We start from the raw sequence: 24,133 nt of genomic DNA, 5'->3' as shown, positions 1-24,133 counted from the left end.
TCCGATTTAGATTAGGCTGGTTTATCTGCCATTTTGGTACTATCGGGAAGTGATACTCGAAGAAGTATATACCCAAGAACCGCTGATATAGTGGAGCCCATCAAGATTCCCAATCTCGCATATGTATCGTACTCTGGATTAGCTTGACCGAAGGCCAAAGACGATATAAATATCGACATAGTGAAACCAATACCACATAAAATCGATACTGCGAATATATGAGTGAAGTTTATGCCCTCCGGCAGTTTAGCAACCCCAGCTTTCACAGCCACCCAACTGAAAGTGAAAATGCCCACTGGTTTTCCAATTAACAAACCAAGAGCAATTCCCAGTGGGAGCATAGACGTTAGGCCATCAATCGAAACACCCGCAAGTGAAATACCTGCATTAGCGAACGCAAATACCGGAAGAATTCCAAAAGCGACATAAGGATGCAGCCCATGCTCCATTTTCTTGAGAGGTGATTCTTCGTCTTTCTTACCTTTCAAAGGTATTGCAAAGCCTATGACTACTCCGGCTAATGTTGCATGAACACCCGATTTTAATACAGCAAACCAAAGTATCGCACCGACTATGATATAGGGGGTGAGCTTAGTAACTTTTGCGGCATTTAAGATAAATAGCGCTGCTGTCATTGCAAAGCCAACACCCAACGCTGTGGTAGACAATTCTCCTGTGTAGAAGAGAGCGATGATCACCACTACGCCTAAATCATCAATAATAGCTAATGCCAATAGGAAGACTTTCAGACTTACGGGAACACGGTTACCTAAAAGAGCCATAATGCCGAGCGCAAAAGCAATATCAGTTGCCGCTGGAATAGCCCAGCCACGAATGGCATCCGCATCACTATAGTTAAAAGCAACGTATATGAGAGCCGGAGCTAACATGCCCCCCACTGCTGCGATTGCAGGGAATATTGCGGTTTCCTTCGACTTAAGTGCCCCTTCGAGTAATTCACGCTTCACCTCAAGGCCAATGATGAGGAAAAATATCGCCATCAAACCATCATTAATCCAGTGTGAAACAGACAAACCTAGCACATAAGACTGAAGAACCGATTGATAAACATCATTAAGCGGTGTATTGGCGATAGTCATTGCGATTGCTGCTGCAATGACGAGAAGAATGCCTCCAGCTGACTCCATTTTAAAGAAGTGGCGAATAATATCGTTCATGATATCGTCCCTTAAATTATTATGTTAATACACGATGAACAAACACTAGAGCTGAGTTTACGCATAGATATCCTTCAGGAAAAATCGCTTGTTTGGAGGTTACACTTCGGTATTTTCGACAATTAAAGAGTAACACCACATTTATTCCTGTCTTAATTATAGGTAAATTCAGAGAATTACCAATATAAACAACAACTCTTGAGATAAATACCAAAAACTTAGTGCCCTTCCGGTTTGACAGTCCATCAAGAGTAAAAAACCGGACGCTTAATGGGAGACAAATGTCTTGATTCTACATTACCAATAGAGCATCAAAAAAGGATGGCTCCGGTTGCCATTCGCACTTTAAGTCATTGTCATATATAAAACAATTTGAGTTTTTATTGAGGTTCATATTTCGGTATAACGATGCTACCGATGGCCTTTGTTGTAATAACTCTGAGCACAGCATGCACCGCCAACAATCACTACTGGCCCTTAACCTTAGTTATGCTATAAAGAGTTCCGTACAAACTTCATTGGCGTATGCCTAATCATTCTCATCGTTGGCAGAGCTCCCGCAAGCATAAGAGAGCACATCGCCATAATGCTAGTTTGGAAATACTCTCCGGAGAGCAGCTGGAGGCTTAGAGTCCAACCTAAGGAAGGCTTCATAACAATATCAACGATCAAATTAGCTAAAGCTAGGCCTAGAGGCAAAGCGATAAATACTGAAATAGCACCAAAAAGAAACAATTGTAAGCTCCCCATGAGAACCAGCTCTTTTCCTGTTATTCCTAAACATCTTAGTAATGAGATATGTCTTTGTCGGGAAACTTCCCCTGCCAGACTGGCGAAAAAAATACCGCAGATTGCTATTACAAGCGTGATGTTGCCAAGAGTGTCTGCAATAGAAAAGGTTCGATCGAAAACCTTCATCGCTTTCTTATGGATATGACTATTATCATAAGTTCGTTCCGCACCCACTCGGAAAACTGATTCCAAACGATGTTTTAAGCCTGAAATATTCACACCATCTTGGAGTATCACTCCCAGAGTCACCGAACCACTATCTTTAAACGCTTTTAACCAGTTTTGGTGAGACAACATTATCTGATTATATGGGTTGCCATAATCATAATAGACACCCAGTACCTGCCAGCGTTTACCCAACTGGCCAAATAAATCAATATAGTCGCCAGGACGAATACCTCGTTTAATTGCCATTGATTCACTAATCATTACCCCCTTAGAATGGTGCAAATGATACCAGTAATTAGGGACACCTATTTTTACGGTGAGAGAATCCCACTCACCGTCAGAGTGGCCCGTGCTAACTGCTTGAATCTTTTCATCTACCAAATCAATCTGCTGCTCCCATCGCCACCAAACAGACTCGACTTCAGGTTGTTCAGACAGCCAACCAGTCATCCTAGTTACAGAGTTAACACTGGGGTATATGTACAGATCAGCGCCTAAGCGCTGGCTCAACCACCTATCAGTTGTATCACGGAAACTACCGACCATAGTTTCTACACCAATATTCGCAGCCATTGCCAGCATAAACGCCATTGTTGCAACCCCTCTATAGCTCATACTGACAGCAGCATCAGAGAAAAACCATCTCGCTTTAGGCCACTTAAGCACGTATGAAAGGCTATCAAAGAGTTTCCAAATAAAATATGGCGTAAACAATGCCACACTCACTAGCATAAGAGCAATAATGACGAGCCCAGAGACTTGCGTTTGTGGTGCCTGATAAATCGCAATCGCAACAATGCATAATACACATGCGAATGCAGCTTGTAGTGAAAATTCAGTACCAGAAAAGCGCGCTAATGACAATCTAGTAGTTAGACTTACTGGCTGAGTTCGAAGCAATCTTACTGTCGGCCATGCACATGTTAAAAAAGCCCCAATCATTGACATAGCTAAGCTGTATATTGCTGATGACCAGCTCCATGAAACAGCAAGCTCGACATTGGCATCATACAAATCTCGCAAGCTACCTGACACCGCAGGTATTAGCTGATTGGCAAGAACTATCCCCAAAAGATTCCCGCACAACCAACTGAAAAAGATCAGGAGCAATAGCTCAATACCCAAAGCAACAGTGAGCTGGCTTCCGGATACACCAGTTTGGCGAAGAATACCAACAAGAGGCTGCCTTTGAGTCAAAGACAAAGACATTGCTTGGTAAAAAATGAACAGACCTACGAGAAAAGCCAGCATCCCCATAGCACTCAAATTAATATGAAATGCACGTGTTATAGATTCAATCTCGGTATGGGAACTCCTCGTTATAATCATTCCATTAGGTAAATAGTTTTTTAAATGAGTGAGCTTCTCAACATTCATTTCTCCACACGCAATGAAAGAAATGCCTGCTTTACGCTCTATCATCCTTGTCAGTGACATATCAGAGATCACTTGTGTACCATGAATCAAGCCAAGTTTATCGACAATAATAGGCCCCAGCGTACTGCCACTACTCAACGTCATTTGGTCTCCATCTTGCCAGTCCATATAGGCTGCTAGATCAGAGCCAACCATTACTGGGTGAGGAGTTGCCATTAGAGGAAGTGAAGGAAAGTCTTTCAAATCTTGGCTTTGGTGGGACTGCCACATAGCAAGGGGATCAAGGCCAACTAAAATCAGTTCAGAACCGTCGCTGAGGTTGAGTCTTAGACGGTCAAAAGGCGCACATTGGTCAAATCCATCTCGTCGAAGTTGTACGTAAAAGCCTTGCGGTATCTTATTAGTAATGTGCTTAGGGCGGATTCGGTATGGAAGGGGGTTAGAAAAAAGCTTTTCTCCGTGCTGATAACTACTTTTCGCATGATCGTTAATAGATGTAACACCGACCAAAAGAGATACACCTAAGGTAAGACCAAGCCAGACAAGAATGATTTGAAAAGGGTAGCGTCTGTAATGGCCCAATAATGCCTTAACTACTGGCCATAACATGTAACAGCCCTCCTTGGAGGCGCACCCTTCCTTTCATATGAGACGCGACTTGCTCACTGTGAGTAACCAATAGCAGTGTACACTCTAGTTCTCGAGTTAAGCTCGTTAGCAACCGCATCACAGCTTCAGCATTACGTTCATCTAAACTGCCTGTGGGCTCATCCGCGAGTAATAACTTGGGCTCCATGTATAAAGCACGAGCTATGGCAGCTCTCTGTTGCTGGCCGCCAGAAGCTTCTTCAGGGTATCGCCCCAGTAGTGGCATAAGATCGAGCGATGAGAGAATTTGACGCCACAGAGCTATGTTTTCAGGTAGCCCCTTTAGCTGTCGACAAAAACGTATATTATCCGCGATGTTTAAGGTAGGGATTAGATTGAACTGCTGAAATATAAGCCCTATATTTTCCCTGCGATATGAGGTCCGTTGGTTTTCATCTACTTGATGCATTGAAAAGTGAGGGAACAGGATCTCTCCTGAATCAACTGTATCAATCCCCGCGATAAGATTGAGTAACGTGCTCTTACCGGAACCACTCTCGCCCATCAAAGCCACTTGCTCGCCTTGATCCAATAGCAACTCAGCACCTTGTAGTACAGGGTGAAACTCTCCACCATCCACATAACCTTTACAAAGGTCTGTTAGTTGCAGCATCAAAAATCTCACAATTTTTAAAATTGGACTGTGAATCTACACTAAATTGCGGCCTTGAGAAAGAACTTTGGATACTGGCTCACGCAAGGCGTTCTAATTTTCATTCACTCAACAATGAGTTTTCGGAACACTTCAAGGTTTGATCAAAAACTGTGACGATCTATTAACTACAGAGATCCGACGATAACTATCGTTTTCGATTTACCAATCAATAAGCTAACGTATAAACAGAAATTATAAATATACCAATTCTCGTGCTTATCAGCTCCTATAGGTCTGCGCCAGTATTTCAAAAATAAAAGCTCGGATTTTGATGTAAGAAGGAATACGATGAAAAAAATATTAGTGCTAGGTGCATCAGGATACGTTGGCTCCCAACTACTCTCAAAGCTATGCGACTTGGGTTACCATGTCACGGCAGCAGCGAGACAAATTGATTACCTTAAGGCTCGAGTACGACCTCGCAATAATCTGTCCCTCATTTATCTCGACTTAGCCGATAAAGAAACCACAATACATACGGTTGCAAAGTTCGACATTATTTACTTTCTCGTTCATGGAATGGCCCATGGTCACGACTTTCTCGAATATGAACTTTCCCTTGCAACTAACTTTAAATCCGCGCTCAAAAACAGCGATGTACAACACGTCATATATCTTAGTGCCCTTCAACCTCAGACTGGCGATTCCGAGCATCTAAAAGCACGGCTAATGACGGGTGATATCATACGTCAGGCTGGCCGCCCAGTAACTGAACTTAGAGCTGGTGTCATTATTGGTCCCGGTTCGGCTGCGTTCGAAATTATGCGCGATTTCGTTTTTAATATGCCTTTGTTGATAACGCCTAAATGGATTGATTGCAAAGCCAACCCAATCGCGCTTGAAAACTTAAATCATTATTTAATCGAACTGGTGAAAGAGACGCCAACAACACATAATCTATTTGAGGTTGGAGGACCGAATATCCTCACTTATAGGGAACAACTTGAGGTTATTAGTCAAACAATAAATAAGCCTATTCGGATTTTTTCCACTAATCTACTGACACCAAAGTTTGCCTCGTATTGGCTTGGAATAATCACCTCTGTCCCTAAATCGATAGGTGCAGCATTGCTTTCTGGTTTGAAGCATGACTTTGTTGCAGACTGGCAAGCCGTTCATAAGCGATACCCTCAAAATTTAATTGGTTATGAAAAAATGGTCCAACAAGCCATCTCAGCGGAAAGTGATTATATAGAAAGCGAAGTTTGGGGATACGATCCAACAGCATTTAAACGCTGGCAGCCAGGTTATGGCTACTACCCGAAACAAACAGGCGCAAGTATTCAAACCCAAGTCAGCGCCGATAAGCTTTGGGGGATAATCCAACTGTTTGGGAGTCGAGAGGAAAGCTATTTTTACGCTAATTTATTATGGAGAATCAGAGAATGGCTCGATTTACCATTTGGAGGCAAACGCCCTATCAGGCGCGCCCCCTCTAGTCCAGAGATGAAAGTTGGGGATTATATAGACTCATGGAAAGTTATTCGTTATGAGAAAAAGCAATTCCTTTCTTTATTATTCGGTCTTAAAGCCCCAGGGCTGGGGCGTTTAGAATTTTCACTAAAAGATTTAGGTAACACGCGTAAGCTCAGCGTTACTGCATGGTGGCACCCACAAGGGTTTAGAGGGCTTTTGTATTGGTTTGCCATGATGCCGGCGCATATATTTATATTCAAAGGCATGGTCCGTGCCATCGTAAACAAAGCTCAGAAGCGCTGAAAAGCATTTAAAACCCTAATTAATACTGCTTTTTACTACTTCAGAAACATACTTTGCATAAAGTTTATGCATATTAGTTGTTGGGTGAATGCCATCCCAATACATAAATTGTTCGGGATTGCCTGTGACCTCTCCGGTTTCAACTTCAAACGATGCATCTTTCACATTCGTCAACTTGATGTTGAGCATTTTATCCTCATAAAGCCCCTCTTCTAGAACCGTTTCTTTGATGTTTTTATAGAAGGTGTAAGCATCTGCGTAAACAATATTTACGGTTGGGTTTGCTTGGTTAATATCTTTAAGCTGGTTTTCAAGTATCTGGTTAAAATTGCGTATAAAACCTTCCGCTTGCACAGCTTTATCTTGTAACCATGGCGCTGCTGAGAAATCAGGTATGTTCGAAACTATGATAGTTTCTGCTTCATTATCGATGAGTTCACGTATATCGACTGCAACCATAGCAGCAGCCTCTGCTCCGGTTTGGCCTAGCTCACCATACAAGCTATACCACATGTTATTAGTCCCGACCATATAAGTAACGATTGTACCTTTTTGGAAAGCACCCTTCGCAGCGATACGGTTTGATATCTGTAAGCTTGAATTAGGCAGCACTTTCCCACCACTAAACGAGAGCACATCTTGGCCTTTACTAAGATTATTGAAGTTTCCTGCTAAAGCCATAGCACCACCAACTGACCAATTATTGCCTAGCAATGGCTCCATATGAATAAAGTATGAGCTTTTTTCATCTCGTTTCTCTACATGGATGTCAGTATTGATCTCCACCCTTGCCGGGGATACGGGTGGAAGTTTTAGCATTTGGGCGAGATACTCGGTCCATACTCGACCATTACTTGCCCTGCCTTGCCAATTTGGGGCGGACGTTGAGGCAAGAACAGCACCTTTTGTCGCTAAATTAAACTCTTGGGAAACAGCAAATTTATTGCCGCAGTCTGATAAGCTATCACCAAAGCTAGAAATGCTCTTAAAATCACTCGCCAATACATAAAACGGGCATAGTAATGCAAACAGGGTTAATAATCTCATGTCGTGACTCTATTCTAATATTCATGGAATATGGCTAAATAACAGACAGCTTAGGCACCATTATTAAGCTCATATACTTCCGATAAGTATTGTAAAGAGTCACTTCACTAATATGAGTTTAGAGAGGATACCCAATAGGTATTTCAGCCAATTGTTCGCCTTGGTTCGCCGGGTAAACCAAGTACTCGCCATGATATTTGACGTTGGACTTATAATCCGTGATTTTGTGCAGCATAAATCCGGCATTTGCTGCCTTTTCTATAAATAAGGCATGATTTCCGCGAACAAACCAACTCATTGGCTTTACTAAGTCCTCACCATCAAAGCAGTCGTCACACTGTTTTGAACAAAGTGCAAAAGAGTCTGGTCCTTCCGTAAAGATCTGAACCTTTCCACAATTGATGAGCGGCTCTGACGTTGACACCTCCCAGCCCTGTTCCTCCATGGAATCCAAGAAGTCATTAATCTCATGATCTTTTATCTGGCGATGTGCAGAATTGAGAGGAAGGAAATCCGCATAAAATTTCGCAATACGTTGGAACGTATTCATAAGAGCTGCGTTATTACCTTTAGATCTTCCCTCTTTCTGCCATCGAGTCAAATCTCCCTGAACACAGCGATTAAACCGCTGTGATTTTATCGCCCGCGTTACCCATCTCACCAAATAGTGATTATTAGAGACAGGGGCATCCACTACTTTGCCCGTTTTATGTTCGCTTGCGAGCTCCTGCAATGCGCAGTTAACTAAGTTTTGAATTTCAGTTGTATACAGAGACATTATGCCTTTCTTCCAAATATCCAGTAACACGTCGTGGACAATATCGAACACGTCGTCATAACACTAATCATTGGCCAAACAACACCATCAGGCATAAATGCAATAGTGCCTCCCATCACAGACCCAGTACCAAAACGAAGGGTACCGGCGAGTGATGAAACTGTGCCAGCCATTGTCGGATAGCCACTTAGTAATAAAGCCATTGTATTACTTCCGATGGTAGCTGTTGTTCCAACAAAAAGGACCACGAAAGGTACAGTGCCCCATAGGCCTAGGTCAAGAATCCAACCAATAAATAAACCAACTCCTGCGAAAAGTTGGATCGATAGTGCCAGCTTTAACATCGCATGCGAACCGATTTTTTTTACAAAACGGCCATTAATCATAGTCATAATAATCATGGCAATAATGTTTAAAGCAAATAAATAACCAAACTCATTAGGTTCTACATGATATATATTGATGTAAACAAAAGAGCCTGCGGTAAGAAACGAGAACATACCAGCAAAGGAAAAAGCACCTGAAAATATTAATCCAACCACAACTGGGCTACGGCATAAACCGGCATAATGTTTCAATATTGATACTAAGTGAAGAGGCTGCCTATTTTCCTCTCTCAGAGTTTCAGGAATTTTCCACTGCACAAGCGCTATAACGATTAAAGAAAACACAGCTAATACCCAAAAAATGCCACGCCAACCAAACCATATAGCGATATACCCTCCCAACAAAGGTGCAATGAGTGGTGCTACGGTAATCACTAGAGTGATAAAAGACATTGCACGAGAAAAGTCTTCTCGATCAAACATATCACGGACTATAGCCTGAATAATCACCGCGGCGGCAGCACCAGCAAAGCCCTGAATCCCTCGTATCAATATCAGGGCGTCGATCCCCTCAGCTAAAGCACTCATGACAGAAGCAACCGCGAATAATGCTACTCCTATTATCAGAACTGGTCTTCGGCCATAACTGTCAGCTAATGGGCCCTGGATAAGCTGACCTATGGCAAACCCTGCTGTATAAACTGTTAAAGTGATCTGCACTGACCCTTCTGCAACACCCAAATCACGAGCAAGGTTTGGCATTGCTGGCAAATACATATCAATAGCTAGCGGCGTTAAAGCACCGACGGCTCCCAATACAAAAAAGAGTAGATAAGTAGTGGTGTGAGAAGAGGATGAAGAGAGGGCGTGATTAGGCATAAGTCTCCATAAATATTTTGGGACTGCTAGCCGCTTGGCTAGAGACAAATAGAAAGCAGTTATCAATACAAGTGTACTATTTATACAAACTATATTGAGCTAACAAAGTGTAAAAAACTACTTCCTATTTGGAACTAAACCATTTCCAATTTAACTGACTAGTGCCAGACTGAATCTATTTCTTCTTGAGTGAGAAAACGGTATTCGCCTGGCTCTAGGGTTTCATCTAACTCAATCTGACCGATACGTTCTCTGTGCAAATGTTCAACTTTATTTCCAAGTGCCGCAAACATACGTTTAACCTGATGATACTTACCCTCTGTAATCGTCAATAAAAGCTCATTTTCTTTAGGATCAACGATCTCTAGTTTAGCGGGTAGAGTCGGCATTTTTTCGTTGCGTAGCTCTATTCCATGAGCAAGCTTCTCTGCGTAGTCAGAGCCAATAGGGTCAGCAAGCCAAACACGGTAAGTCTTTTCACATTTATGCTTTGGTGAGGTGATGCGATGAGACCATTTTCCATCATCTGTGATAAGCACTAAACCTGTCGTATCCACATCTAAACGCCCAGCAAAGTGGAGATCCTCCATCTTCACCTCATCCAACAACATGAATGCCGTCTGATTAAATCCATCTTCGTGAGAACAAACAAAGCCGTCCGGTTTAAACAGCATAATATAACGAGGGCCAGGTTTTTGAATTTCCCTCCCCTGCCACTCCACCACACTGTTGTCCGTTACTTTGACAGAACCATTTTTTTGTATGACGTCATTCACAGTAACGTCACCACTTTTGATTATTTTTGTTGCTTCTTTACGTGTTGCACCCAAAGCATCACATAAGTATTTATCTAAACGCATGATTACCTCATCCACATCGGGTAAGGTATTATAGAGTCCCTAGCCCAAATAGTTGAGTAGTTTCACGCGATTTATGTATACATTACGACCTTATCAAACTGATTCGGTGAAAGCCGTGATCCACTATTTTCGAAAACACTCAAGTCCAGCAGTCTTGGTGCTACCAACTGGCGCAGGTAAAAGCCTTGTTATTGCTGAGCTGGCTAGATTGGCTAAAGGGAAGGTACTGGTCTTGGCACATGTCAAAGAGCTGGTTGAGCAAAATCATGCCAAGTACGAAGGTTATCAGCTCGAAGGGGCTATTTATTCTGCGGGGCTAGGCCGAAAAGAAACCGATAAGCAAGTCATTTTTGCCTCTGTCCAATCGGTGGTTCGAAACTTAGATGATTTCAAAAACCAGTTCTCTCTACTCGTGATTGATGAATGCCATAGGGTGGCAGACGACAAGAACACCAGCTATCAAAAGGTCATTCATCACTTACGAGAATTAAACCCAGGCATTAAAGTCCTTGGTCTTACCGCAACCCCCTACCGTCTCGGAATGGGATGGATTTATCAATACCATACGCGTGGCCTTGTTCGGACAAAAGAACCGAGATTCTTTCGAGATTGTATTTTTGAGTTACCTATCCGTTACCTACTTGACCAAAACTTTTTGACTCCAGCTCGCATGATGGATGCCCCCATACTTAGCTATGACTTTTCGCAGTTAAAGCCATCCAGCACTGGTAGATACAAAGAGCATGAGTTGGACATGGTTATTGACCAAGCAAAACGAGCCACCCCGCAAATTGTTCAGCAAATTATTAACCATGCACATAATAGGCAAGGTGTTATGATTTTTGCCTCTACAGTCCGCCATGCTCAAGAGATATTGTCATTACTTCCCCCTAACGAATCGGCTTTAGTTATCGGTGACACCACAGTCTCTGAGCGTGATTCAATAATCAATGGCTTCAAAAATCGAAACATCAAGTTTTTAGTGAATGTATCTGTATTAACCACAGGGTTTGATGCACCGCATGTGGACCTAATTGCTATTTTACGCCCGACCGAATCTATCAGCTTATATCAGCAAATTGTCGGTAGGGGGCTTCGCTTAAGTTCAGGAAAAACCGAATGTTTAGTGCTCGATTATGCGGGCAATAGTTATGATCTTTACCAACCAGAAGTGGGCGAACCTAAACCTTCCCAAGATAGCGAAATTATCACTATTCCCTGCCCTGCATGTGGTTTTAACAACAACTTTTGGGGCAAACTCGACAGTAATGGATTTCTCATCGAACACTATGGACGAAAATGCCAAGGTTTTTTTGAGGATAAAACCAGTCAAGAAAGAGAACATTGTGACTACCGTTTTAGAGCAAAATATTGCAACGAATGTGGTGCGGATAATGATATATCGGCAAGGGTTTGTCACCAGTGCGACGCGACGCTAGTCGATCCTGACAAAAAGCTTAAAGAGGCATTAAGGCTAAAAGATGCGCTTGTTTTTGAGTGCCTAGCTATGGACCTAGCCCTACACAAAAATGAGAAAGGCAAAAATTGTCTAAAGGTATCCTATGTTGGTGATAACCAAGCGCAAGTCCATGAGTTTTGGTCATTATCCACACCAAAACAAAAGCAGGACTTTAAGGACTTTTTTGTCAGATCTCACCTTGCCGACAAGCATAGACCTTTTGAAGAGTCCTCTCCGACTAAAATTGTCAACCACCAGCATCGCTTCCGACCACCACAGTTTATCATTGCCAGAAAGTCAGGGCGATTTTGGAAAATACGCGATAAGATATTTGCTGATGAACTGACGTGATTTTTTCGCGACAAGGTTTGATGTCATTTTATGGTCCAATATTCACTTTGTATTCATAAAAGATTGGTTATACTCAAGCGTAGAATTTTATAGCAAGATAACGTGATGTTTAATAAGCAGTTAGTCGGCCCACTTATTGCTGCCCTTTGTATTATGGCAAGTACTTCGGCACATACTAAAACAGAATCGAATAAAGACGGCCATGCCTTGGTGCAGGACGTTCATCATGCTGGAGCTGAAGTCGAGTTCGAAGAAGACCAAGATGAAGTCTATGATGCTGTTCATAAAGGCTATATCCGCCACTTTTCCGAGCTTTACACTATGGTTGAAAAAGATCTTCGTGGCCGCATTATCAAAGTAGAACTCGAAGAAGACGATGATGTTTGGGTCTATGAACTCAAGCTGAATTACAATAACAACATCATCAAAGTCAAATACAACGCTCAAACTTTAGAAATGATTCTGATTGAAGGTCGGAATTTTAAACAAGCCCTAAAAAACTAAACGGCATCACAATGAAAATACTTGTAGTCGAAGACGAACCTCGCTTAGGCGAACAAATAATCGAGTCGTTAGAAAAAAACGGCTGGGTTCCTGAACTATCAACAGATGGGGTTGACGCTCTTTACCGTGCAACATCGGAACAGTGGGATGCAATTGTACTTGACCTCGGCTTACCAAAATTAGATGGCCTCACTGTTTTAAAAAGTATTCGTGATGAGAACATAAATACCCCTATTATTATTCTTAGTGCAAGAGATGGTCTGACTCAAAGAGTCGAAGGACTGAATGCCGGTGCAGATGACTATCAAACTAAACCCTTCGAAATGGTCGAGCTTATTGCTAGGATTCGCGTACAGCTCCGCCGAGCTTCCGGTAACGCGTCTCCGATAATGCAGATGGGCTGCCTAAGCCTAGATACACGAACATCTAAGGTGATGTGGCAAGGACAAGCCATTGATTTGACTGCGCTAGAGTATAAAGTTGTTGCTTATTTCATGCACAATCCTGAAAAAGTTATCTCACGCTCAGAGTTAGTCGAACATATCTACAAGCAGGATTTCGACCGCGACTCTAATACTATTGAAGTCTTCATTGGCCGTATCAGGAAGAAAATCTCGCCTAAGGTAATCAAAACCGTCAGAGGTTTGGGGTATCAACTTAATGCCAATTAGGAAGATAAGGTTCATCAAACGCCTTAGCCTCAAAAGCCGCTTAGTACTTGCCGCTGTTGTTTGGTTGACCGCAATGATAATTGCAGCAGGTGTCATGATGCCTTCGCAAGTGTATCTGTACATGCAGGAAGATACTAAACAACAACTATCCATTTATATGGATGAAATAGCTGCCGCCCTTGAAGCCGACGAGAAAGGAAATCTTAAATTAACTTCTCCCCTTTCCGATCCTAGATTTACGCGCCCATACAGCGGTTTTTATTGGTCAGCTAAAACGGATAAAGCCTTACTTCGCTCACGTTCATTATGGGACAAGAACTTAACGATTAAGAATGAACATGACTTATTAGGGGCGCGCGATGAAAAACTTATCTATATTCAATCAACCTTGTACTACCCAGACTATTCTGGCCCTATCGATGTTACTATTGGTACTGACCAACAGCCCATAACGGATACAGTTCGTAATCTTATGAGCCAGTTATGGTTCATTCTAGCGCTTCTCTACATTGGCATTTTGGCGTTAATCATTATTCAGGTGCAATGGTCTTTAAGCCCGCTAAACAAAATGCACAAGGAATTATCGCAGTTGCGTATGGGGAAAAAAACACAACTAGACCAAGAATATCCAAAAGAAATTGCGCCTGTTGTTTCGGACCTAAATGCCTTAGTTTTTCACTATCAAGAGCTGCTTGAGCGAGCTAGGCACCATGCTGGAAACCTCTCCCACGCACTAAAAACTCCACTCTCTGTACTCAAGAATGATATATCCACAAAAGACTCTGCAACTCAAGAGCAACTGCGCCCGCCAATAGACCAAATCCAAAATCAAATTGATTACCACTTAGGCCGAGCTAGGATGGCTGGCGCAAAAAATATTTTGTCTGTCAGTGCTAATCCATCAGAACGCGTGGACGCCATTTCCATGGCATTCGATAAAGTATACACAGAACGAGGTATTAGCCTTATTAATGAGTTAGACAGCAGTATAAGCGTTGCAGTCGAGAAAACCGATCTTGATGAAATGCTAGGCAACCTTATTGAAAACGCTTACAAATGGTCAAGCAGCATTATTCGTGTCCATTCTTTATTACAAAAAGATAGCCCTGAAACAATCGACATTATGATAGAGGATGATGGTATTGGAATACCAGAACAAAAACTAGGTACCGTCATTAAGCGTGGTGTTCGCTTGGATGAAACCATGCCTGGGACAGGTTTAGGTCTCAATATTGTTTGCGAAATGGCACACAGCTATCGAGGCAAATTAACGCTAGGTCGAAGTGGTCTAGGGGGATTAAAAGTCATTCTATCTATGAAGCTCGCTCAGTAGATCATGTGCAGAGCAACTTTACTGCCAACCAATGCAGCACTATGCTCACCGAGTTTTACTAGCTTCATGTGCCCATCAAAGGCTCCTTGGCGAACAAACAACTGTTCTATCACTCCATTTCTTTTAGGTTCTAATTTCAAACGTTTGTGCTTTCCGATGACAAAAAATATTCCGTCACTATCGAGTTCATACCAACCTGAGCTGGTGTATCCAACTTGGCTCTTTGGCAAAAGAGCATAGACGCCATAGCTGCTGTCTTCTTTCAGTATTAGTTCAAGTCGAAGAGGTAAAGTAATACCGAAGTTGTTATCAGGAACCACCGAAGACACATGGGCTACGGTGTGACTGCTCATATGTCGGTTAATGGTGTTATTATTCAAATAAGCGATCAGGGCCCCCAACATTGCTCCCACTATGATAATAAGAACTGCTGACAGTTTACTCACAACTCAACACCCCACTCTTAGGTCGAAAACTCAGAGAGCGGCCAGTTTTATCAACTAATAAAGTTAACTCTCCAAAGTCGTATAAATTAACGTCTTGATAACGAACTTTGGTACCGTTAGAGTCTGGAGAAAACCAACATGCGCTAAAGTGTTTTTGTTCAAATGATATATCTGAAAGAGGAGAGCGCATGTTCTCTACGATTAAGTAACTGGTGAGTGCCGAACAAAAAAATAACCCCGCAGCCATTAATAATGTCTGCTTTCGAATATTAGGCTTATGAGCAACCTCATTTTCAATTAACTGTGTAGGTTCAGCATCAATAACTGGTATTTGGATTTCACTAGGTTCGTAATCTGGCTGGTAATTTTCCACAGTTCCGACAAACTGATACCCTTCACCACGTACGGTTTTAATTACCTCTCCAGAACGGTCTTCAAAAGCACGGCGACAACTGGAAATGCAATGCATCAAGCTGCTCATTTCAACCACTATACCGCGTTTCTGCCAGACATGATGCATGAGTTCATCTTTGGCCAACGTTTTACCTGCTTCATCAATCATCAAGTTAAGCAAGGCGATCTCATTAACCCCAATAGGGTAACGAACATTACTATTTAGATTTTGAATATAGCCACGTTTAGAATCGAAAATCGAATTTCCGTTTATGATTAACATGAGTTCTCTTAGGTCAATAACTGGTAGTGCTTTTTATACCTAAGATTTTTTATCCAAAGTTAGAGGACTGTCAGCTTGATGATGTTTCAATATGAAGCATTATTAAAAAATATCAAAGCATTGATTTTTATAGTGAAAAATACAAAATAAAACGAATATCATATCTACTATATGTAAACACTAGAGTATAAATATGAATACCTTGGCGCAACCAATATCGTATTATCATCATCAAGGCGAATGATCTTTAGATCTTCCATAGAGTGCATACCGTGTTGGCTGAACATAGTTTCTATAATGGAAAGTTCCTTTCCATGAGGTATAACTCGCTCAGCAGAGCTTGGCATCAGAGATAGACCATTGGAACTAAACCCGTATTGTCCAGATACATTAAAGCCAATCAAATCATCAGTGAGAAAGTACATTTCATACTGACCTGAACGTTTAAAGTTCAGCTGAGTTAATAAACCTATATTCTCACTACCTTGTCTAGTAGGAACAATAATCTCTGTTTTACTCTCAAAACTGCGATTCATCGTTGGCGAACTTGTGTATGCAGATAAACCACCCACTAGCATTCCCGTAATAATGCTGACAGAACATATTATCTTATTCACAAACCACCTCCACATCTTTTGGACGATAGCTAATAGACGTTCCATCCTCTTTAATTAAAATAACTTGGTTGTCTGTCTCAAATGCTCGAACTTGGTTAACAACAAGTGGAGATTGAGTTGATAGGGTGCATTTCGTATAAAAGGTCTCAGTGTACTCAGCTTCAACCCAAGGTGACACCCAGGAAGAAACCAACCAGTGACTGGATAGAGCACTGAATACAAACATTGCTAGGTAAGCACTACGCGGTTTATTTAAAACTAACCAACTTGAGTCATTTAAAGGACCATTAATGTCAGGCTGTTGATTAGCTATCGGAGTAATGGTTTCAGGCTCATAATCTCTGATATCACCATTAAATTGGTACCCCACCCCACGAACCGTACTAATAATCTCAGCATCTTTATCACGCAGAGCTTTACGACAGCTTGAGATACAATGAAGCAGGCTACTTTCTTCAACAATAACACCTTTTTTGTGCCATACCTGTTCAAGAAGAATAGACTTGGTGAGTGGCTGACTTGGATGCTCAACCATGAATTTGAGCATTGCAACCTCATTACCTCCCAGCATCGATTTATAACCGGTTGTAATATCTTCTACTGAGCCCGCTAGTAAATTTAAAATAAGGTTTTCATTAATTATCAGTATCGACATAAACTGAATAAAGGCACTAGGTTATGTCGCTATACGATATCTTAAAATCTAAGAAAAACAAAAACTTTGTGGTCCTATCTCACAATTTCATCATGAATTGTTATCTGCGTTGCAGACCAGCGAGTGATTTCGTATAAATAAACATCACAAACATAAGTATTAGAATCTATACACTAATTAAATCATGTTGAACTCGTTTAATTATCTTGTATTTAAAACCCACAACATGATCAAAATTCATACAGAAACCTCGAGGTAGATTTTATGGTGTATTAATCAGGGTTACTAATGTGAAGCTTTGAACAAGGGTTAGACTTCAATGCCTTTATAAATAAAGTTTTTAAGTGTTCAGGTGTACTCTATTGGTATTTGACAAATTATACTCCATTTGACGAGCGACTTTTTTCGCAAACGATAAACCATATTGCGTAGCGACTAGGTGTAAACTCATATCAATACCAGCGGAAACTCCACCTGACGTTATGTACTTTCCCAATCGTACCCAGCGCTTATCTCTGACAACATTCAAATCAGGAAATTGAACGCATAAATCCTCAATATCTTCCCAATGAGTTGTAACAGTTAGCTCATTTGGTAAGCCTGCTTTTGCTAAAAGAAAAACGCCTGTACAAATAGACGCAACCAGTTCAGCATAATCGGCTGCAAGAGCTAACCAGCTTATGATATCAGCCTTCATCATTTCATTTTGGTGCAGGCCTCGAACAACAACTAACCAATCTATTTTAGGATGATTTTGTAATGAATAGTGTACTAACACTTTAAAGCCACCACGAGCGAAAACTGGTTTATCGCTCTCAGAAATCATAAATACATTAATATCCTCGGCTCCTAGGCGCTTTGCTGTGCTAAAGACTTCAAATGGTCCAGAAAAATCCAATACTTCTGCATGATCATAAATATAGATACCAATATTCATTGTGCCTCCATGCACCACTCTTAATACTACACAGCTCCCTAAGTGATAAAAATTGAAATTACGAAATAAGAAGCATTTATTTTATGGACGTTATCCCATAAAACCATAACGTTAGATGATAGCATTACACCTACCACAGAATGAAAAATTCTAATGAAGTTATCAAGTATAGCTCTGAATTCTGCGCTACTTGACCAGCCAGACCTACCAAGAGCCGACCAGCCGTTAAATATAAGACGCATCAGCCAGTTATCCAATGATACAAGCCTTCCATCGAATACACGTCATTTACCGACATTATTAATGATGGAGATCCGTCAGGCTGGAGACCGAATGAATGCCATTAGAGCTGGGTTTGAAGATAAAAACCCTTATGTAGCAGCTCCAAAATCTCAGATAGTTCGAGCGCTTACTTCCTCAGAGCCTCCTTCACGATACCTATCTGTAGATGATATAAAGCGAGTTGGGACAAGCAAGATATTCAGCCTCGACCAATTAAGCTTACAAAAAATACATCCTGCCCATGCAGAAAACCTTAATGGCTTTCAGAAGGCCACAAGTTTACTTCAAAATAAACCTGTAAAACTACCTAGCACAGATGCAAAGCACACTGTCAATATCAATGCTTATCTTGCCAACAGACTTCCATCAGGACTAGTTGATCTCATCAGCAAACACGGTGCAGAGTTTTTTCTTTTTAACTCCAGTGATCAAGACGTAGCCAACCACTATAAAAGCCAAGGTTTTGACACATGCTTTAAGGTATCTTCTCCCACTTCAACTCACTTCTATCTTTTAAACAACCATCAGACAAATGAAAACAAAATAATAGTATCTGGAATAGGCTCTCATACACGCCTTGAACATCAGATACTTCAATTCCACTTCTCGGGAATTGATGTCGCAACCAAGCTAACCTCCATTGGCAGTATTGACGCACTGAAAGCTTCATCGATAAAAAGTTTAAAGTCTCAGTTAGCTCAAATTCAAGCAGACGAAAAAATTCTCTATATCGGTGCTCGCTGGAAAGTCATGGAATCGATCGCCAACCAAATCTTTAGCCTTTCGGGTGAACATGAGGGTGAAGGATACAAAAAGCTCAACCCACACAATCACAAAATCGGCCCCTTTACTTTTGATGAAGTCACTATCACAAACAATGGCAAGACAGTATCAATTGCGGCGTTGAGAATGCCCAATGGCGAGTTATCTTACGACGCGGTTAAGACATTTGCCGAATCAGGTTTTAACAAAATCGTGATGTGTGGTGCGGGTGGCCGAATTACTGGCGATGCACAGATAGGTGATTATATCCACCTAAATCATTCATCTTACCAAGGTAATGTTGTGAATTTGAGCAATACCGAAGTCCTGATACCCACTAAATTTTCACGCATCAATACAACTGCTTGTTCTAACACCACTGTCGATTCACCGCTCATTGAAACAAAGTCTTGGCTCGCACAACAACAAGAGAAAAAAGTAGCAACGGTCGATGTAGAAACGGCGCATATATTCAATGCAGTTAATGATAGCCCCTGCTCTGTCACTATCATACCCGGGATATTTGTATCGGATATCGTTGGCGAACATCCTCTTGAAGATAAAATCAGTGGTAATGGTGCAGATAAACACATCGATGAATTTGTAAGAGTCACATGGAATGCGCTGCTCCGAGCCCCAAACTAACAACATTTCTATCATCCAGCACGACAATACCTAAGGCAATCCAGAATAACGATTTTTTATTGATAGATTAGTATTTTTAATGAAAGTTTTTCATTAAGCTTTAGGTCTTTGTTCTCATGCTAATTAAGAGAAAAAAGATTTTATGCATGCTGTAAAGAACAATACAAAGACTGACAATATTGGTTACCTTGTTGGCGTTTTCGGCGTAGCACTCGTGCTGATTTGGATCGGTATTTATAAATTTACGCCGACCGAAGCCAAGCTGATTCAACCTTTAGTCGAAAATCATTTCGCGATGAATTGGCTTTATGACCTTTTTTCTATTCAAGCGGTGTCTAATCTGATAGGGGCAGCAGAAATTATTGTCGCCATTGGGCTTATTGTGGGCATTAAAAAGCCGAAGATTGCGTTTTATTCTGGTATCGCTGCGGCAGCTATCTTCATCACAACATTAAGCTTTTTGCTCACAACGCCTAATACTTGGAAAGTCTCGGATGGTGTATTAGTCACCAACTTTTTCTTAGTAAAAGATATTTTGTTCCTTGCCGTATCGATAAGCATTATTGAAAGAAATAAGCCAAGCAACTAACCCAAAGAAGGAGCCATGAAGATAGTATCTTTTTGGCTCCTGAGAAAGGATACCTAAAATAAGTAAACCTTAAGCTGAATGACGTTCTAATTGCGTTCGATACAAGGCGATATCTTCAACAGTCAACACTGGCATATTATGTTTTTGGGCAAATAAAACAACTTCAGGCGTTTTCGCCATAGAACCATCAGGATTGCTGAGCTCACACAGAACGCCTGAAGGATGAAGACCAGCCAATGTCATTAGATCAACTGTGCCTTCTGTATGCCCTCGTCTCGAAAACACACCTCCACTGCGAGCGCGCAAAGGGAAAACATGTCCCGGACGAGCGAGGTCATCTGGAGTCGCGGTTTCTGCTATCGCTGTCTTTACCGTTGTGACTCGATCTTTGGCTGAAACACCAGTAGTCACACCGACTTTCGCTTCAATACTTACAGTAAAAGCCGTTTGGTTTACACTGCTATTTTTTTCAACCATCGGCGGTAAATCCAGCTTATTAGCATCAGAGTCTGTCAAACATAAACAAACAATACCGCTACATTCTCGTATCATTAACGCCATCTGCTGAGCAGTCAGATACTGCGCTGAATATATTAAATCACCCTCATTTTCACGAGACTCATCATCAAGAAGCAAAATACCACGCCCTTCTTGAAGAGCAGCAATCGCTTTATCTACGCGAGTAATAGGTTCACCGAAATCGGCAAGGATAGATGTCTGATTCATGGTTTTCTCCAACTTATTAAGACCAGAACCAGGGCAATGGGAGTTATAAAACAACACACACTTATAGGTGCCGTATAAAATACAGCAGCAAGTCCTCTATGTGCTTCAATTCTCTCTCATCCGGACTTTAACCGTCGGCTCTGGAGTCTCACCAGATCTGCTGTCCTCGAAAACTCGAGCGCTCGCGGGCTTTTCTTGTTTTGAATTTACCGCCGGTGGGGAATTTCACCCCGCCCTGAGAATAACTTACAACTTAACATTGTAAACGCCGATATGTTATAAAAAGGGATCAAAAATGAATAGGACTAATATCAAATAACTCAACATCTATCTGTGATGAGTTATCGATAACCTTTAAACAATCGCACACCAATTTTCGCCTTGGGTGGGATAGGCACTTTCAAGCGCATACAGTCAGAAATCGAAATGTCCTATCTATCGTTCGATTAGGTATGGATGTCCTCAGGCGACCAGACTACGAGATTACTACTCAACACCCCTTAGCAGCGGCCATAGCTCTAGCTGAGCAGCTCTTAAAAGATGGCTATGCACTGGAGGATTCATGAGGGGATCCCCCAGAACTTAGTATTCTTTTTAATGATGGAATAATAAAAAACCTGCCTTGTGGCAGGTTTCTTTATTATAATGAATAAGTCTGGTTAATCTCTAAGAGAAGCACCAAATTTTTCGGCAACATGAGCAACGATAGCATCAACTGCGCCTGCAATATCCGAGTCTTCCAACGTACGTTCTACTGATTGTAGGCTTAGGGCAATGGCAAGGCTCTTCTTACCTTCCTCTACCCCTTTACCAAGGTAAACATCAAACAAGCGAGCATCTGTGAGGAATTCTCCTCCTTTTTCGAGGCACGCTGCAACGATATCACCAGATGCAATTTCTTCTTCGACAACCAGTGCAATATCACGACGGTTTGAAGGGAACTTAGAAAGCTGTACTGCTTCTGGGATCACCTTAGTGTTGATAGCAGACCACTCGATTTCGAACACAATGGTGCGACCATTTAAGCCAAACTTACGCTCAAGTTCGGGGTGTACAGTGCCCATTACGCCGACTTCTTTTCCATCAACCATGATTGCCGCCGATTGGCCTGGATGCAATGCCGGATGCTTTACCGTAGCAAAAGAGTAGGCTTTCTCATTCGCAGACAGTTCAAGAATGGCTTCAAGATCGCCTTTCAAATCGAAGAAATCAACCGTGTTAGTTTCTATATCCCAATGCTCTTCACTGCGAGCACCAGCAATCACACCAGCCAGCATAGGCTCTTGGCGCATGCCGTTTTCTGCAGACTCACAAGGGATAAAACGCAAGCCGTACTCGAACAAACGAACACGTGGTTGCTGACGTTTTTGATTGTGAACAACAGTGTTGAGAAGACCTTGAATCAAACCCAGACGCATCGCTGACATATCAGCAGAAATTGGGAAAGGTAAGATTAAAGGCTCAACATCTGGAACAATCAGTTTTTGCTGCTCTGGCTCAACAAAGCTATAGGTGATAGCTTCTTGGAAACCGCGATCTACAAGCAAGTTACGAACACGTTTGAGTGGAATATTCGCTTCTACATGATCGTGCATTTTTAGATCAGCGGCTGGGCTTTGATTTGGAATATTGTCATACCCATAGATACGACCAACTTCTTCAATCAAATCTTGCTCGATAGCAATATCAAAGCGCCACGTTGGCGCAGTTGCTGTCCAGCCGGCTTCGATTGTCGCAACCTGCATACCCAAACGCTCTAAAATCTCAACCACATCTGCATCAGCAATATGATGGCCAAGTAGGCGATCGAGTTTAGTGCGGCGTAATGCAACGGTATTCGGTGTTGGCAAATCGCTGGCTGATTCAACAGCAACAACAGGAGCTACTTCACCGCCACAGATTTCAACCAGCAACTCTGTCGCTCGCTCCATCGCACTTGCTTGCAATGCGTAATCGACACCACGCTCAAAGCGCATTGATGAGTCTGTGTGTAAACCGTAACTGCGAGCACGACCACGAATATGATCAGGTGCGAAGAAGGCACATTCTAGCAACACATCTTGGGTTTTAGACGTTACACCAGAGTCCTGACCACCAAAAATTCCCGCAATACCGAGTGCCTTATTGTGATCAGCAATAACCAATGTATCTGCATTCAATTCCGCTTCACTGCCATCAAGAAGTGTCAGTTTTTCACCCTGCTCTGCCATACGAACCACGATGCCACCGTCGATTTTGTTCAAATCGAAAGCATGCATTGGTTGGCCTTGCTCTAGCAAGATGTAGTTCGTAATATCAACCACTGGATCAATAGATCGAATACCACAGCGACGCAGTTTCTCTTGCATCCAAAGCGGCGTTTGGGCTTTAACGTTGACATTTTTAACCACGCGGCCAAGGTAGCGAGGACATGCTGCTGGCGCTTTAACCTCAATAGAAACCGTATCGTCGATAGCAGGAGCCACTGGAGTTATTGCTGGCTCAGTGACGTCTGCACGGTTAAGTACACCGACCTCACGAGCAAGACCACGAATGCTAAAGCAATCAGCTCGGTTTGCCGTCAGATCAACATCGACAGTCACATCATCTAGACCCAAGAATTGACGAAAGTCTGTCCCGACGACTGCGTCTTCCACAAGCTCCATGATGCCATCTGATTCAACATCAATACCAAGTTCTGTAAATGAACAAAGCATGCCATGAGAAGGCTGACCACGTAGTTTTGCTTTCTTAATTTTAAAATCGCCCGGTAGCACTGCACCGACCGTTGCGACAGCAACTTTTAGGCCCTGACGGCAGTTTGGTGCACCGCAGACAATATCAAGTAAGTCAGCTTCGCCAACATCCACTTTGGTCACTCGCAATTTGTCTGCATCAGGGTGTTGACCACATTCAACAACATGACCAACTTTAACGCCTGTAAAAGAGCCAGCGACAGGCAAAACATCGTCAACTTCAAGGCCTGCCATAGTAATTTGGTGAGTCAACTCATCTGTTGAAACCGAAGGGTTTACCCACTCACGAAGCCAAGTTTCGCTATATTTCATAGTGAT

At 42.1% G+C, this 24,133-nt stretch carries 21 protein-coding genes, 1 pseudogene and 1 riboswitch; of the genes and pseudogenes, 8 read left to right on the top strand and 14 right to left on the bottom strand.

The window, feature by feature from the left end; translation table 11 throughout:
• Positions 1-11 precede the first annotated feature (11 nt).
• The 3 genes from nhaA to FIV01_RS06475 form a co-directional block, all read right to left on the bottom strand.
• Positions 12-1,178, bottom strand: coding sequence for a Na+/H+ antiporter NhaA (gene nhaA, locus FIV01_RS06485; protein WP_152430267.1), 1,167 nt, complete (start codon positions 1,176-1,178; stop codon positions 12-14).
• Positions 1,179-1,670: 492 nt separating this feature from the next.
• Positions 1,671-4,124, bottom strand: coding sequence for an ABC transporter permease (locus FIV01_RS06480; RefSeq protein ID WP_152430266.1), 2,454 nt, complete (start codon positions 4,122-4,124; stop codon positions 1,671-1,673).
• Positions 4,105-4,776 carry an ABC transporter ATP-binding protein gene (locus FIV01_RS06475; protein WP_152430265.1) on the bottom strand — a complete coding sequence of 224 codons (672 nt, stop codon included), beginning with the start codon at positions 4,774-4,776 and terminating at the stop codon, positions 4,105-4,107. The genes FIV01_RS06480 and FIV01_RS06475 overlap by 20 nt, the downstream gene beginning before the upstream one ends.
• A 330-nt stretch (positions 4,777-5,106) precedes the next feature.
• On the opposite strand from FIV01_RS06475, the gene FIV01_RS06470 reads away from it, so the two are divergent.
• Entirely contained in the window at positions 5,107-6,537 is a 1,431-nt protein-coding gene (locus FIV01_RS06470; RefSeq protein WP_152430264.1) for a DUF2867 domain-containing protein, read from the top strand.
• A 15-nt stretch (positions 6,538-6,552) separates the two neighbouring features.
• Here FIV01_RS06470 and FIV01_RS06465 read toward each other — a convergent pair whose 3' ends face one another.
• The 4 genes from FIV01_RS06465 to rsuA form a co-directional block, all read right to left on the bottom strand.
• Positions 6,553-7,584, bottom strand: a complete 1,032-nt coding sequence (locus FIV01_RS06465) for an SGNH/GDSL hydrolase family protein (RefSeq protein WP_152430263.1) — start codon at positions 7,582-7,584, stop codon at positions 6,553-6,555.
• A 118-nt stretch (positions 7,585-7,702) separates the two neighbouring features.
• Positions 7,703-8,362, bottom strand: a complete 660-nt coding sequence (locus FIV01_RS06460; protein ID WP_152430262.1) for a DUF2913 family protein — start codon at positions 8,360-8,362, stop codon at positions 7,703-7,705.
• Positions 8,362-9,567 carry a Bcr/CflA family multidrug efflux MFS transporter gene (locus tag FIV01_RS06455; RefSeq protein WP_152430261.1) on the bottom strand — a complete coding sequence of 402 codons (1,206 nt, stop codon included), beginning with the start codon at positions 9,565-9,567 and terminating at the stop codon, positions 8,362-8,364. The genes FIV01_RS06460 and FIV01_RS06455 overlap by 1 nt, the downstream gene beginning before the upstream one ends.
• A gap of 158 nt (positions 9,568-9,725) precedes the next feature.
• On the bottom strand, positions 9,726-10,427 hold the full coding sequence (rsuA, locus tag FIV01_RS06450) for a 16S rRNA pseudouridine(516) synthase RsuA (protein ID WP_152430260.1): 702 nt from the start codon (positions 10,425-10,427) through the stop codon (positions 9,726-9,728).
• Positions 10,428-10,500: 73 nt separating this feature from the next.
• On the opposite strand from rsuA, the gene radD reads away from it, so the two are divergent.
• The 4 genes from radD (at position 10,501) to FIV01_RS06430 (ending at position 14,745) form a co-directional block, all read left to right on the top strand.
• Positions 10,501-12,237, top strand: a complete 1,737-nt coding sequence (radD, locus tag FIV01_RS06445) for a DNA repair helicase RadD (protein WP_152430259.1) — start codon at positions 10,501-10,503, stop codon at positions 12,235-12,237.
• A gap of 153 nt (positions 12,238-12,390) precedes the next feature.
• Positions 12,391-12,741: a PepSY domain-containing protein gene (locus FIV01_RS06440; RefSeq protein WP_415846721.1), complete on the top strand. Its 351-nt coding sequence runs from the start codon at positions 12,391-12,393 to the stop codon at positions 12,739-12,741.
• 11 nt (positions 12,742-12,752) lie between these two features.
• Positions 12,753-13,412 carry a response regulator transcription factor gene (locus FIV01_RS06435; RefSeq protein WP_152430257.1) on the top strand — a complete coding sequence of 220 codons (660 nt, stop codon included), beginning with the start codon at positions 12,753-12,755 and terminating at the stop codon, positions 13,410-13,412.
• A complete protein-coding gene (locus FIV01_RS06430; RefSeq protein WP_152430256.1) occupies positions 13,402-14,745 on the top strand; it encodes an ATP-binding protein in 1,344 nt (447 codons plus the stop codon). The genes FIV01_RS06435 and FIV01_RS06430 overlap by 11 nt, the downstream gene beginning before the upstream one ends.
• Here FIV01_RS06430 and FIV01_RS06425 read toward each other — a convergent pair.
• The 5 genes from FIV01_RS06425 to FIV01_RS06405 form a co-directional block, all read right to left on the bottom strand.
• Complete coding sequence (locus tag FIV01_RS06425) at positions 14,739-15,191, bottom strand: hypothetical protein (RefSeq protein ID WP_152430255.1); 453 nt, start codon at positions 15,189-15,191, stop codon at positions 14,739-14,741. The two genes, FIV01_RS06430 and FIV01_RS06425, sit on opposite strands and share 7 nt — an antisense overlap.
• A complete protein-coding gene (locus FIV01_RS06420) occupies positions 15,184-15,867 on the bottom strand; it encodes a winged helix-turn-helix domain-containing protein (protein ID WP_152430254.1) in 684 nt (227 codons plus the stop codon). Before FIV01_RS06420 ends, FIV01_RS06425 begins: the two co-directional genes overlap by 8 nt.
• 167 nt (positions 15,868-16,034) lie before the next feature.
• Positions 16,035-16,484 (bottom strand): hypothetical protein, encoded by a 450-nt coding sequence (locus FIV01_RS06415; RefSeq protein ID WP_152430253.1) that lies wholly within the window; start codon positions 16,482-16,484, stop codon positions 16,035-16,037.
• Positions 16,477-17,055: a winged helix-turn-helix domain-containing protein gene (locus FIV01_RS06410; protein WP_281361395.1), complete on the bottom strand. Its 579-nt coding sequence runs from the start codon at positions 17,053-17,055 to the stop codon at positions 16,477-16,479. The genes FIV01_RS06415 and FIV01_RS06410 overlap by 8 nt, the downstream gene beginning before the upstream one ends.
• 424 nt (positions 17,056-17,479) lie before the next feature.
• Entirely contained in the window at positions 17,480-18,076 is a 597-nt protein-coding gene (locus tag FIV01_RS06405) for a DJ-1/PfpI family protein (RefSeq protein WP_152430252.1), read from the bottom strand.
• Positions 18,077-18,229: 153 nt separating this feature from the next.
• Between FIV01_RS06405 and FIV01_RS06400 the strand changes: the two genes are divergently transcribed.
• Positions 18,230-19,765, top strand: coding sequence for a hypothetical protein (locus tag FIV01_RS06400; protein ID WP_152430251.1), 1,536 nt, complete (start codon positions 18,230-18,232; stop codon positions 19,763-19,765).
• A gap of 142 nt (positions 19,766-19,907) precedes the next feature.
• Complete coding sequence (locus tag FIV01_RS06395) at positions 19,908-20,354, top strand: DUF417 family protein (protein ID WP_152430250.1); 447 nt, start codon at positions 19,908-19,910, stop codon at positions 20,352-20,354.
• A gap of 69 nt (positions 20,355-20,423) precedes the next feature.
• Here FIV01_RS06395 and ribB read toward each other — a convergent pair whose 3' ends face one another.
• Positions 20,424-21,080: a 3,4-dihydroxy-2-butanone-4-phosphate synthase gene (ribB, locus tag FIV01_RS06390; RefSeq protein ID WP_152430249.1), complete on the bottom strand. Its 657-nt coding sequence runs from the start codon at positions 21,078-21,080 to the stop codon at positions 20,424-20,426.
• A gap of 104 nt (positions 21,081-21,184) precedes the next feature.
• Positions 21,185-21,327: riboswitch (FMN riboswitch) on the bottom strand.
• A gap of 136 nt (positions 21,328-21,463) precedes the next feature.
• On the opposite strand from ribB, the pseudogene FIV01_RS20705 reads away from it, so the two are divergent.
• Positions 21,464-21,646: pseudogene (locus tag FIV01_RS20705) on the top strand (IS4 family transposase); the annotation flags it as partial.
• 93 nt (positions 21,647-21,739) lie between these two features.
• Here FIV01_RS20705 and pheT read toward each other — a convergent pair.
• Positions 21,740-24,127 carry a phenylalanine--tRNA ligase subunit beta gene (pheT, locus tag FIV01_RS06385; protein ID WP_152430248.1) on the bottom strand — a complete coding sequence of 796 codons (2,388 nt, stop codon included), beginning with the start codon at positions 24,125-24,127 and terminating at the stop codon, positions 21,740-21,742.
• Positions 24,128-24,133: the final 6 nt, after the last annotated feature.

This window comes from Vibrio aquimaris (assembly GCF_009363415.1).
Taxonomy (GTDB): Bacteria; Pseudomonadota; Gammaproteobacteria; order Enterobacterales; family Vibrionaceae; genus Vibrio; species Vibrio aquimaris.
The sequence above is the reverse complement of the archived record's forward strand: the minus strand, read 5'-3'. Positions and strand labels throughout refer to the sequence as shown.